At 67.4% G+C, this 12,493-nt stretch carries 10 protein-coding genes; 7 read left to right on the top strand and 3 right to left on the bottom strand.

Translation table 11 applies throughout. The features are described from left to right. Positions 1 to 15 precede the first annotated feature (15 nt). Both Vse01_RS08145 and Vse01_RS08140 read right to left on the bottom strand, forming a co-directional pair. Complete coding sequence (locus tag Vse01_RS08145) at positions 16 to 1,236, bottom strand: Dyp-type peroxidase (RefSeq protein WP_093408490.1); 1,221 nt, start codon at positions 1,234 to 1,236, stop codon at positions 16 to 18. Next, on the bottom strand, positions 1,233 to 1,826 hold the full coding sequence (locus Vse01_RS08140; RefSeq protein WP_093408488.1) for a copper chaperone PCu(A)C: 594 nt from the start codon (positions 1,824 to 1,826) through the stop codon (positions 1,233 to 1,235). The genes Vse01_RS08145 and Vse01_RS08140 overlap by 4 nt, the downstream gene beginning before the upstream one ends. A 934-nt stretch (positions 1,827 to 2,760) precedes the next feature. Between Vse01_RS08140 and Vse01_RS08135 the strand changes: the two genes are divergently transcribed. From Vse01_RS08135 to Vse01_RS08105, 7 genes are all read left to right on the top strand, one after another. Further along, complete coding sequence (locus Vse01_RS08135; protein ID WP_139233214.1) at positions 2,761 to 3,159, top strand: hypothetical protein; 399 nt, start codon at positions 2,761 to 2,763, stop codon at positions 3,157 to 3,159. Positions 3,160 to 3,221: 62 nt separating this feature from the next. Then, positions 3,222 to 4,151: a hypothetical protein gene (locus Vse01_RS08130; protein WP_093408482.1), complete on the top strand. Its 930-nt coding sequence runs from the start codon at positions 3,222 to 3,224 to the stop codon at positions 4,149 to 4,151. Next, positions 4,148 to 5,335: an efflux RND transporter periplasmic adaptor subunit gene (locus Vse01_RS08125; RefSeq protein WP_093408480.1), complete on the top strand. Its 1,188-nt coding sequence runs from the start codon at positions 4,148 to 4,150 to the stop codon at positions 5,333 to 5,335. The genes Vse01_RS08130 and Vse01_RS08125 overlap by 4 nt, the downstream gene beginning before the upstream one ends. 3 nt (positions 5,336 to 5,338) lie before the next feature. Beyond that, positions 5,339 to 6,004 (top strand): ABC transporter ATP-binding protein, encoded by a 666-nt coding sequence (locus Vse01_RS08120; protein WP_093408477.1) that lies wholly within the window; start codon positions 5,339 to 5,341, stop codon positions 6,002 to 6,004. Beyond that, the gene (locus tag Vse01_RS08115; protein ID WP_093408474.1) at positions 6,001 to 7,233 is read left to right on the top strand and encodes an ABC transporter permease; all 1,233 of its coding nucleotides are present in this window, start codon (positions 6,001 to 6,003) and stop codon (positions 7,231 to 7,233) included. The genes Vse01_RS08120 and Vse01_RS08115 overlap by 4 nt, the downstream gene beginning before the upstream one ends. A gap of 89 nt (positions 7,234 to 7,322) precedes the next feature. Then, positions 7,323 to 9,794 (top strand): glycoside hydrolase domain-containing protein, encoded by a 2,472-nt coding sequence (locus Vse01_RS08110; protein WP_198413228.1) that lies wholly within the window; start codon positions 7,323 to 7,325, stop codon positions 9,792 to 9,794. Between the two features lie 13 nt (positions 9,795 to 9,807). Further along, positions 9,808 to 10,191, top strand: a complete 384-nt coding sequence (locus tag Vse01_RS08105; RefSeq protein WP_093408472.1) for a hypothetical protein — start codon at positions 9,808 to 9,810, stop codon at positions 10,189 to 10,191. A gap of 85 nt (positions 10,192 to 10,276) precedes the next feature. On the opposite strand, the gene Vse01_RS08100 is transcribed toward Vse01_RS08105, so the two are convergent. Next, positions 10,277 to 12,331 carry a copper-translocating P-type ATPase gene (locus Vse01_RS08100; RefSeq protein WP_232511372.1) on the bottom strand — a complete coding sequence of 685 codons (2,055 nt, stop codon included), beginning with the start codon at positions 12,329 to 12,331 and terminating at the stop codon, positions 10,277 to 10,279. Positions 12,332 to 12,493: the final 162 nt, after the last annotated feature.

Here is a 12,493-nt window from a genome sequence, read left to right as displayed (position 1 = left end):
CGGTCATTCTCCTCGTCAGTCGAGCAGTTGCTGACCGACCCAACCACCTTCCGGGCAGCCGGGCGGGACGGCGAAGACGGCGGAACCGATCGGGGTGGTCCACTCGTTGAGCAGGTCACGCTCGGCGAGCCGCCGCTGGATGGGCAGGAACTGGGTGGCGATGTCGGCCTGGTAGGCCGCGAAGATGAGCCCACTGTCCGCGGTGCCGTCGGCGGCGGGTACGCCGTCGTAGTTGTAGGGACGGCGCAGGATCCGGAACCGGTCGTCGGTGACGTGCGCCCGGGTGAGGTGCGAGAAATCCGAGATGACCGTCAGCCCGTCCGGGCCGAGAGCGGCGAAGTCGGGCTCGTCGTGTTCGCGGGTGCCGGTCAGCGGGGCACCGCTGTCCAGCCGCCGACCGACGGCCAGTTCCCGGTCGGTGCGACCGAGCAGGTCCCAGGTCTCCAGGTTCATGCTGATCCGTCGCACCACCAGCGTGGTGCCGTCGCGTAACCAGTCCGGCCCGTCGGCGATCCAGACCGCCGTCTCCACCGGCGTACCCGGCTTCGGATTGGCGGTGCCGTCGAGCTGGCTGAAGAGGTTGCGCTGGGTACGGCCCGGCTCGGCGCCGGCCGCCCGCCGGAAACCCTGCTGCACCCAGCGCACCGTGGCGAAGGGCCGAGTGTCCTTGACCAGGACCCGTTGCGCGTGCGCGACGGTGAGCGGGTCGTCGGCGCAGAGCTGCACCAGCAGATCCCCGCCGGACCAGCGGGGTTGCAGCCGGTCGATCGGAAACGCGGGCAGGTCGACCACCGAGGGTGGGCGGCGGTCGTCGAGACCGGCGGCGGTGAACAGGCCCGGGCCGAAGCCGAAGGTGACGGTGAGCCGGGCCGGTAGCAGCCCCAACTCGGGTTCGGTGTCGGCGAGCGCGGGTCGGCCCTGGGTGAGCCGGGCGGCGTCGTCGGAGAGCAGCCGCAGCAGCCGCCCGAGGGCGCCGCGGTCGGTGCCGGGGCGCAGGGTGAAGGCGACGAATGCGGCGTGTGCCTGCGGTTCGGTGGCGATCCCCGCCTGCCGTACCCCGTGGAACGGTTCGACCGCCTCGCCGACCCCCGCCGTCGGCGGCCGCTCCGGCGGGCGTCCCGCTGGCTCACCGCGGGTGGTGGCTACCGCGGCGGCCCCGACCACCGTGCCACCGGCGGCCAGCGCGCCGCCGGTGAGCAGGCCGCGCCGGCTCACCGGCCGGCTGGTGGGCGTCACGGCGCCGGGCTGTGGCTCGTCGGCATGTCCGGCATCGGCTCCCCGTGCCCGGGTGCGTAGCTCTCCTGCGCCCCGGTGAACGGCTTGGCCACCGCGCGGAACGTCTGGGTCCGCCCGTCGGCGAAGCTGAGGGTGAAGGTCAGCTCGTCACCGGCCCGCACCGGCTTGGCGAGGTCCATCAACATCAGGTGGTCGCCGCCCGGTTCCAGCTTGTATTCGCTCCGGGCCTTGACCATCACGCCACCCTGCTTGGCCCGCATCACCATCTTGCCGTTCGCCATCGCCATCTCGTGCAGTTCCATCGGCGAGATCTCCGTGGCGGCACCGGTGATCGTGACGTCGGTGTCGCTGTCGTTGACAAACGTGGCGAAGGCTGCCGTCATCCCCTCGTCGGCGGCCTTCACCCACGGATCGCGTACGCCCAGCGCGCCGGCCTCGACGGTGGCTGCCGTGGACGCCGTGGCGGACGGCGTCGGGGTGGTCGACGACTCTGTCCCGGACGACCCGCAGGCGGCCAGGGAGACGATGAGTGCGGCCCCGGTAAACAGGACCGCTGGGCGCAGGGCCCGACGGGGCAGGAGGCTGGGCATGGACGTCCCCTCGAAGATCGATGTCATGAGGTTTGTCGGCCGAGGACGTCTGGAAGTTCCGCCCACCGCCGGGCGCCGACCGTCGTCGCCCCGGGTGGTGGGATCCCCGGGGGAACCTCCGGCCGTTATCCGAAGATGTTCCGAAATTCGCCGGTCAGAGGAGTGGGAGCGGGCGCTCGAAAAATTTCTACGAGCCGGAGCGGTGCACGAATGGAGTGCGGGAGTGCGGACTGCGCCACGATTGCGGATTCACGCTTCGTGAGGAGTGCCCACAACCCGAGCCGCCAACAGAAGCTGCCGCCTGGCCGGCAAACCGGAGTCGTGACCATGGGTGAACCCCGCCGGAAACCCTCTGGCTGGTAACTGTGCGGCTGGCATCGCCTTCGGTGGCCTCTTGACTCACCCTGGGTGACGCTGGAGGGAAGCTCGTCGAGAGAAGGCTGTCGAGTACGGACAGTGCCGGTACGCCTCGATGATCTCGACCGGCGAGAACCACAGATGCCATGAAACGCGCAGAAGCCGCCGATCGCAGCTTTTCTGCCCGTCGGCCCGGCCGTTCACGGAGTCGGTTTTCCGGCATATTCGCTGCTCGGCACGGGCGACTTCGGGATTGCTGCCGGGCCGCACTGTCGCCGAGTGCCCCCACCGGCCGCCTGAAGATCAACGCTGTTCTGGTATAGGCCGTCGCCACTATGGGGTTGCGGAGATCGACGCACATCGGCCAGGATGTTGGTGCCACACAGTAATCCATCTGTGTAGGCCACACGGGGTTTCAAGGTTCGAGGTTCTTGGTCGCTCACTGCGTTATTCGCCGAGCGCCCATCTTTCCCTATCTGGGGCCTTTTTACGCCCGCGACCACGGCCACTTGGCCTCAGAGTCGTGCCCGTTTCGTGGGTGCCTCTCTCGGAGCCTCACATATCCGAGGAGCGGTGTATGAAAGCAAGAAGCATCATGGCGGCAACCCTGGTTGGCATTGCCGCCGCCGCCTTGGGCGGAACCGCCGCCCAGGCGGACAAGGGGGATGGTAAGGCAGCGTGCAACCGGGCTGAGATCTGCTTTGACTTCGCCTGGGACGACTTCATGACGAGCTCCTTCCAGCGTCATTTCTGGTACAACGACGCTGACCACTCGAACGACATCTGGGGCAACGTTCCCGACGGGAACACCAGCCTGTGGGTGGCCAACACCGCCGGCGGCCTCTGGAACCGGGACACCGAGTGCGCGGTGACGGTGTACGACCTGTCCAGCTACCGCACGCCGTACACCACGTTCCCACGTGACTTCCGGAGCCCGATCAGCGCGCGGAACAACTCGCACAAGCGTTGCGCCTGAGGCAGTTGGGGTGTCTCTGATATCGGAGGCACCCCAACTGCTCGGTCTCGCCCGAGAGGGGCATGATGCCAGCAACTCGTCAACAATTTGCCGCCCTCGTCGTCGCAGCGGCGGTCCTGCTTTCCTCCGGGGGCTGCTGGCAGGACGAGCGCCTTCCTGCGGCTGACCTGTCCGCAGCAGAATCGGATCAGCCATTTTCGCTATTCCTGGGCGAGGAGCTGGGCCAGATCGACTATGCGCAGCTGAAGGTGCGCAACAAGTGCCTCGCCGGGGAGGGGTACCCACAGAATCTGAACATCATGCTGGGGGAGCCGAGGAATCCGTTCCGACATCTCCGCATCACCGAGTCGTCGTTCGGGCCGGCATCGGAGGCTGAGGCTCGCCGGATCGGTTTCGGCCGCGACTCGCTCTCGGCCCCGCCCTCCGTGGTCAGCTCCGACCCCAGCTACGACGACGCCTACGATCGGTGCACTGCGGAGGCGTGGCGGGCGCTCTCGGACGACAGTCAGGACGTCTACTACGCCTACTTCGAGCTTGGGAACAAGCTCTCCGAGCCGCTGATGCCACTTATCGACGAGGGCATGGGTTCCCAATGGCCGCAGACGCTGCTCTCCTGTCTGGCATCGAAAGGGCATGGGCCGAGAGACGAGGCCGCTTTCCTGAAATCGCCGAATCCCGCTCTGTTCGACGTACCGGTTGGCACTGACGCCGCAGCAGGCTTGGACTTCTGGGAGCCCAAGCGCATGCCAGGGACGATCGAGATCGGTCCAGCGGTGCCTGCGAGCGAATACCGCGCCGGTCCCGCCGAAAGCCGTCTGGCGGTCGCCTGGTTTCAGTGTCGACGCGATACCGGTATGGCTCGCGAACAGTTGCGGGTGGCGGTCGAGGTGCAGCGTGACCTGATCGAGAAAAATGAGCATCTTTTTGTCGAGCTGAACCCGAAGGTCATCGACCTGGCCAAGCAGTCGGCCGACCTCATTGGTGCGGCATGACGTCACGTCATCCGATCATGGCCGGCCGCCGTCGTTTTCTGCTGCTCGTCTGCTCCTTCTTTCTGGCGGTGGTGGTCGTCACCGGGGGTGCGATCTTCCTCGGCCCGACGCTGCGGACTCCGCAGCAGGTGGCGGCGGACGCGGCGCCGCCCTCACCCTCGTTGGTCACTGCCACGGTGGAGCGTCGGTCGTTGGCCGAACCGGTAGTGCTCCGTGGACGCCTCACCGCCGGCCGCAGCAGAGCGATCACTCTTCCGGTCGCCGCTGTCGGCGCAAACAGCGTCGTGACGAGGCTGTTCGTCAAACCGGGAGATTCGGTGGCGGAGGGTCGGGCTCTCCTGGAGAGCTCAGGGAAACCCATGTTCGCCATGAAACTGCCCTTTCCGCTTTATCGGGACATCACGACGGATGCCCGAGGACCGGACGTGACAGCTGTGCAGCGGATGTTGCGTCGAGTGGGTTACCCCGTCGCAGTGAGCGGAGCCCTCGACGGACAGACCCGCAGACACTTGAGCCGCTTCTACCACGATCGCGGCTACCGCATTGAGGACATGGACTGGCAGACCGGCTCCGGCGACGCCAACGATTCCTCGCCATCGGCCGTCTGGCTCCCGCAGTCCGCCGCTCTTCTGATCGACAAGAGCGGCCGCCGGATAAGCAAGGTCGGCGTCCGTGTCGGCAAGGTTCTCGACGATCCGAAGCTCCTCCTGTTCGAGCTTGACCAGCAGGCCCCGACCATCTCGGCCGCCATCGCCCTCGATCAGCGGGACCTGGTGAACACCGGCCAGGAAGTGCAGGTCACCGATGACCTGACCGGGGAAACGAGGACGGCGGAGGTGGCCTCGGTCGGCAGTCAACCGCAGGAAGGTGCGGACGGACAGGTTGGTTTCCAGGTCCGCTGCCGGTTCACCGAGGCGCCCCTGGAAGGGGCGAGTGGCTCACTTCGACTGGAGATCCGTGTCGCCACGGCGGAGGAGGTTCTGGCCGTGCCGGTCTCGGCCGTCTATTCACGACCGGACGGCTCGACATTCGTCACGGTGGTCGACGGCAGTTCCAGGACGAACGACATCGACATGACCGCTGGGCGGTCCGCAGGTGGATGGGTCGAGTTGAGGGAGCCCACCGGACCCGGCCTCACCGAGGGCGTGCAGGTAATGGTCGGCGAACTTCACTCGGACCGGTGAGCCATGCTGACACTTGAGGGCGTCGAGAGGGTGTATCACGAGGGTCAGCCCGTCCATGCCCTGCGTGCCGTCGATCTTCACATCGACTCCGGCGACTATGTGTCGATCACCGGCCCTTCGGGGGCTGGAAAGTCGACTCTGCTGAACCTGCTCGGGCTGCTCGACGTGCCCACCGCTGGTTCGTATCGAATCCGCGACATGGAGACAAGCACCTGCAGCGCGGCGATGCGGGGGGCGATCCGATGCCGTCTGTTCGGCTTCGTCTTCCAGGCGTTTCATCTCCTGCCGGGGCGAACGGCCCTGGAGAACGTCGAGCTCGGCATGTTGTACGGGGGGTACCGGCGCGGTCGGCGCCGCCGGTTGGCCGTCGATGCGTTGGAGCGGGTCGGCCTGGGGCGCCGCGCAGCCGCCGATCCCCGTCAACTGTCCGGAGGTGAGAAGCAGCGGGTGGCGATCGCCCGCGCGGTGGCCGCTCAGCCGCAGGTGCTCTTCTGCGACGAGCCCACCGGGAATCTCGACAGCACCAACACCGCGATCGTCGTCGCGATGCTGCGGGAGCTGAACGCCAACGGTCTCACCGTGGTGGTGGTGACGCACGACGCCGACGTTGCGGCCGAGGCGCGCAGGAAGATCCAGGTCATCGACGGCCTCCTGAACGAGTCACGATGAGGCTTTCCAGGCGCCGTAGCAGGGCGACCGACCTGAGCATCCGCCCGTCCCGACTGCGCCTCGGCGATCTGGCCGGTGAAGCCGCGCTGGCGGTGCTCAGCCACCCTGGCCGGTCCCTCGCCACCGTCGTCGGCACGATCGTCGGTGCGGCGGCCTTTGTCGCGAGCCTCGGCCTCGGCTCGACCCTCAACCAGCAGGTCACCTCCTCCTTCGACGTCCGGCGGGCGACCGAGGTCGTCGTCCAGCCGGAGGTGTCCGATGATCGAGAGCCGTGGCTCGCGGAGCCGGCCCTGCAGCGGCTGACCCGGCTCAACGGTGTCGTCGCTGCCGGGCGGCGCGTCACCCTGCCAGAACAACCCCTGCACCGAACGTCGGATCCCAGGCACGGGGTCGTCGGCGCTCCCGTCCTGGGAACAGACCCCTCCGCACTCCGGGTCATCGCTCCGGCGTTGACGACTGGGCGGTACTTCGACAGTTTCCAGGAAGATGCGCAAGCGCCTGTCGTGATGCTTTCCGAAGTCGTTGCCAGACAACTCGGAGTGCACCGCGTTGGGGTGGCTGTGTTCATCGCCGGCAGACCATTCACAGTGATAGGCATCTACCATGACGTGACGCGGAGACCGGAAGCACTGGCGGCGGCCATCATCCCGTATTCGGTAGCCCATCGGCTCGGATCGCCCGTCGGCGGCCGGGGCACCAAGCAGGACGTACTGATCGAGACCTTCCCCGGGGCGGCCCAGCTCATCGGGCGACAGGCACCCCTGGCGCTGCGCCCCGAAGCACCGACGGAGCTTCGCGCCATCGCACCGCCCGACCCTGCCACCCTCCGGCGGGAAATCGAAGACAACACCACACGATCCACGCTCATGATCAGCGTAATCGCACTATTGATCGGCACCATCTCGATCGGCAACGCCACCACCGCCGGAATCGCCGGCCGCACCGGCGAGATCGGCCTGCGGCGAGCTGTGGGAGCCCGCAGCAGTCACATCTTCCTCCAGTTGGTTCTCGAGACCGCCGCCCTTGGTTTTCTCGGCGGCGTCACCGGCGCGTTGCTCGGCGTCCTGACCACCTCGGTGGCGTCCGTCGCCAATGGATGGACTCCTGTCATCGAGATCCGAGTTGCTCTGATCGCCTGCGCGATCAGTGCCATGTCCGGCCTGCTCGCCGGACTACTACCGGCCGCCCGAGCGGCTCGCCTGTCCCCGGTCACCGCACTTCAGAAATGAATTAGTCGACCCACGTCCTCGCGTCACCCATGAACGTCAATCGTCTGCGTGATCCACAGTAGAGAAACCCTTCTAAGAAACGGGGTGTCATGACGAACATCGACCGCAGGAAGCTGCTGCAAATTCTCGGAGTCGGTGCTGCCGCCGCCGGTGCAGGCGCGACCGTGGCGAGCCCTGCCTCGGCGGCCCCCGCCGATCCCGCAGGGCCGCGGAAGGTGCCACCGGGCAAGCCGTTGGCCGATTCCGCCGCTGTCACCCCCAAACCGGCCCCGCCGCTGGCCAGGATGCAGGGCGACATGCGGCTGCTCGAGGCCAACATCCGCTCCACCGGCCTGCTTGCGGCCTCCGTCGACGAATGGGTTCTCCGAGCGCAGCAGTGGGTCAATGCGACCTACGGCAACCGGGCCGGCTACGTGCCCGCGCCGGAGGACGGGCGTACAGGATGGCCGACCATGTTCGCACTGACCCGCGCCCTGCAACTCGAACTGGGTATCACCGCGACGTCCGACTCGTTCGGACCCACGACGTTGAGTCGGGTCGGCGCGACGACGAACGGATCACCAACGAACATCATCAAGATCATGCAGTGCGGCCTGTACTGCAAGGGCTACTACGGCGAGGACATCAGCGGGACATGGGGTGAGGTGACCACCGAGTCGATTCACCAGTTGCGGCGCAACATGGGGTTCACCGATGTCAACTACCACCTGAGCCCGAAAGAGTTCAAGGCGCTGCTGACCATGGACGCGTACGTGGTGGTCGAGAACGGTTCGCCTGCCGTGCGATCGGTGCAACAGTGGATGAACCGTAGCTTCATCGACCAGTCCTGGTTCTACATCGTGCCGGCGGACGGGCACCCATCGCGCGACGTGGCGAAGGCACTGATCTGGGCGTTGCAGATCGAGTTGAACGTGGCCGGAGCCAACGGCAACTTCGGGCCGGGTACGCGGTCGGCCCTCAGGGCTCGTGGCGCGATCTCTGTCGGTCAGCACGATTCCGGGTCGTCAAACTTCATCCGCCTATTCCAGGCGGGCATGATCTTCAACCGGTACCCGGTGAGTTTCGACGGTGTCTTCAGCCAGTCCGTCAGCGATCAGGCGCGGCTGTTCCAGCAGTTCGTGGCGCTGCCGGTGACCGGCAAGGGCGACTTCCAGACCTGGTGCTCGCTGCTGGTAAGCACCGGGGACACCGATCGTCGTGGCAATGCGGTGGACTGTGTCACCACGATCACCGCCGCCCGCGCCCAGACCCTCTACGACCTGGGCTATCGGGTCATCGGTAGGTACCTGACAAACGTGCCGAACACGAGTCTGGACAAGAACATCAAGCCGGGCGAGTTGCAGACCATGTTCAACGCCGGGCTGCGCTGCTTTCCGATCTACCAGACCTGGGGCGGCGAGGCGTCCTACTTCAGCCCTCAGCAGGGGCACCTGGACGCAAGCCTGTGCGTTCAGGCGGCGAGTGGGTACGGATTCGAACGCGGCACCATCATCTACCACGCGGTTGACTTCGATGCCTTGAACACGGACATCACCGATTACGTCATCCCACATTTCCGGGCGATCCAGAACACGATGGAGCTACTCGGCCACCCGTACCGGATCGGCGTCTACGGCGCGCGTAACGTGTGCAGCCGGTTGGCCGCCCTGGGCCTGACCACGTCGAGTTTCGTCGCCGACCTCTCCACCGGTTTCAGCGGCAACCTCGGCTTCCCGCTGCCGTACGACTGGGCCTTCGACCAGATCACCACGATCACCGTCGGCTCCGGAGCCGGTCAGATCGAGATCGACAACAACATCTACTCGGGTCGGGATCCCGGCCAGAGCCGCGTACGGGACACCTCCGCGAAGCCTGATGTCCGTTTCGACATGTCCTACCGATCGGCTCTGCTGACGGCCCTGCGCAACTATCTCAATCCGCTGGACACGCCGAAGGTGGGCTTGATCCACAGCATCGAGGAGGCGCTCGACAAGGTGCTCGCACACGACGAGTTGATCACCAACCTGTCGCGGGGCTACAACGTCCGCAAGGCGCTGTTGCAGACGAACCCCTTCTGGGAGTACTGGAAGCAGACTCTGGAGGAGTCGGTCGCCGACGCTGCGGTCCGCCTCTGGTACGTCTACCGGCAGCAGTTGGAAGCCTGGGAGAACAGCGGCCACCTGGGCACGCCGCCCACCCCGATGCCGGAGCGGCCCGACTCCAGCACCGGCGTGTCGCAGATCTTCGCTGCCAGCGCGATCCGGGCTCGTAACTGGGCCAAGGGGCGAGGTCTGGTGCCGGGGGCCGCACAGGACGCGAGCGACTGGCATGTCATGTGGGATACCTGGCGATCGCTCAACGAGAACGACAACTACAACATCAGCACGGTGCCGCTGATCCTGTTCGAGGGGGGTCACCGTCGGGCCGGCATCAGCGGACAACGGCTGACCTACACCGATCAGGAAATCGAACAGATGCTGGCGTCGTACCAGGGCGACGGCAGCAACTCGGTGGTGTACGGCCGGGAGACCATGGGTGTCTACCGTTGCTTCGAGGCGACGAACGCATTGATCCGTAACTGAGGGGAGCGACGAGGTGACGACCGTGGCGGGCCACCCCAGCCGACTCAGGGTGGCCCTCACCTGGCTGGCCGGTAACGCCCTCATCGGGTACTTCTGGATCTTTCCGCTGGGGGCGGTGGGCGGCCTCGTCTTCTATCTCCGCGCAAGGATCTGGAACGACGTCGTCCCGTTGTACGGACGGGACGGCGCGATCGGGGTCGCGATCCTGATCGCTCTCGCCGCCACCGTCCTCGTCGGCTGCTCCGTGCTGTTCAACAGGCGGCAGGCCCGGCGGGCCGGGTTTCCCGCACGGCGGGAGACCCGGCTCGTCGGCGCCCTGGCCACGATCGTCGTCCAGTTGCTGCCGTTCGCCGGTTTCCTGCTCTTCACGGACCGTACCGTCCCCCCGTTCTTCTGACGGCGGCGAAAGGACGGTCGTTGCGGAGCAGGACTGCGATCTCGGTGTCGAAGCCTACGGGCTACAAAGCTGCCCTGACGGGTGCTCAATCCGTTGGGCGCAGTTCGACGCGGCGCAGCAGTTGGGCGTTGAGCGCGACCACGATGGTGGAGGCCGACATCAGCACGGCGGCGACCGCCGGGCTCAGCGCCACGCCGGCCCAGGCCAGGACCCCGGCGGCGAGTGGCAGCGCAACCACGTTGTAGCCAGCGGCCCAGGCCAGGTTCTGGAGCATTTTCCGGTACGCGGCCCGGGACAACCGGATCACGCCGCTCACCCCGCGCGGGTCGGAGGAGGCGAGCACCACCCCGGCGGACTCGATGGCCACGTCGGTGCCGGCGCCGATCGCGATGCCGACGTTCGCGCGGGCCAGGGCAGGTGCGTCGTTGACCCCGTCGCCCACCATGGCGACCCGCAGCCCACGCTGCTGAAGCCCGGTCACCGTGTCGTCCTTCTCCGCCGGTAGCACCTCGGCGAAGACCTCGTCCTCGCCGGCGCGGAATCCGAGGTCGGCGGCGACCGCCTCGGCGACCGGACGCGCGTCCCCGGTGATCATCATGATCTTGCGGATGCCCTGCCTGCGCAGATCGGCGACGGCCTGCCGGGCCTCCGGTCGCACCTGATCGGCCAACGCGAGGGCACCGAGGACGACAGCGCCGCCGTCGTCGCTGAGCCGCAGCAGGTAGAGCACTGCGGCGCCACGACGCGACCAGTCCTGCCGGTGCTCGTCGAGGTCCTCCGGCACGCTCACGTCGAGCTCCCGCAGCAACGCCGGACCGCCGACGGCGTAGCTCACCCCGTCCACCTCGGCGCGTACCCCGCGGCCGGTCATCGCGTGGAACCCGGACGCCGTCCGCTTGTCGCTCCGGTCGGCGGCGGCGGTCGCGATCGCCCGGGCGAGGGGGTGCTCGCTGTCGGCCTCCACCGCCGCCGCGATGGCGAGGACGTCCCGTTCGGTCGTGCCGGTGGTGGCGGCGACATCGGTGAGTACGTGCTCGCCCCGGGTCAACGTGCCGGTCTTGTCGAACAGCACCGCGTCCACCGTGCGCATCCGCTCCAGGGCCAGTCGGTCCTTGACCAGGATGCCGCCCTTGGCGGCCACCGCCGTGGACAGCGCGATGACCAGCGGGATGGCCAGTCCGAGCGCGTGCGGGCAGGCGATGACCAGCACCGTCACCGTCCGCACGACCGCCTCGTCCACATTGCCCAGCAGCGACCAGACCACGAGGGTCAGCACGGCGGTCGCGGTGGCGATGTAGAACAACCAGGCGGCGAACCGGTCGGCCAGCACCTGTGCCCGGCCGCTTGACTGCTGGGCCTCGCTCACCAGCCGCTGGATGCCGGCCAACGCTGTGTCGTCCCCGACCGCCTCGATCCGGACCCGCAGTGCCGCGTCGGTGGCCACCGTGCCGGCCACCACCCGGTCGCCGGTGGCGCGCGACACCGGGCGCGACTCGCCCGTGATCATCGACTCGTCCATCTCGGCGCGACCGTCCACCACGGTGCCGTCCGCCGGAACCCGGGCACCCGGACGGACCAGGACCACATCGCCGACGCCCAGTTCGGCCACTGTCACCCGGTGCGGCGCTCCGTCCGGGTCGAGCCGCTCGGCGTCGTCGGGCAGCAGCGCGGCAAGCGCCGACAGAGCGCCCCGGGCCTGGCCGATCGCCTTCATCTCCTGCCAGTGGCCGAGCAGCATGATCGTCACCAGTGCCGCGAGTTCCCACCAGAAGTCCAGGTCGAAGGCGCCGAACGAGGTGGCCAGCGAGGCCACGTAGGCAACCGTGATCGCCATCGCGATCAGCAGCATCATGCCCGGCGCCCGATCCCGGATCTCGCGCACCGCGCCCTGGAGAAAGGGCCAGCCGCCGTAGCCGAAGACCACCGTGCCGAGCACCGGCCCCACCAGGCTGATCCCGGGAAAGTCCAGTTCGTAGCCGAGCCAGTCCATCACCATGTGACTGGTGGCCACGATCGGCACGGTCAGTGCCAGGCTCAGCCAGAACTTGCGGCGGAACGCCGCAGGGTCGTGCCCGGCGTGCTTGTCGTGCCCGCCGTGCCCGTGCTGCTTCGGGTGGTGCTGGGTGTCGCCGTGGGACATGTCATCGCCTCCGGACATCACCATATACCCCCATGGGGTATGGGTCGAGGCATAACAAGATCGAGCCAGGTTGGGCCTCGCCCGTTCCGCCATTCGTTCGCGCCGATTGGTTGAACAAGTTTCGCTGTCGCGCTTCGGGTTCATGTCCGAGACGTCAGTCAA

This window comes from Micromonospora sediminimaris, from assembly GCF_016863575.1.
GTDB classification, from domain to species: domain Bacteria; phylum Actinomycetota; class Actinomycetes; order Mycobacteriales; family Micromonosporaceae; genus Micromonospora; species Micromonospora sediminimaris.
Note: the sequence above shows the minus strand (reverse complement) of the source record. Positions and strands in the feature narration are given on the sequence as shown.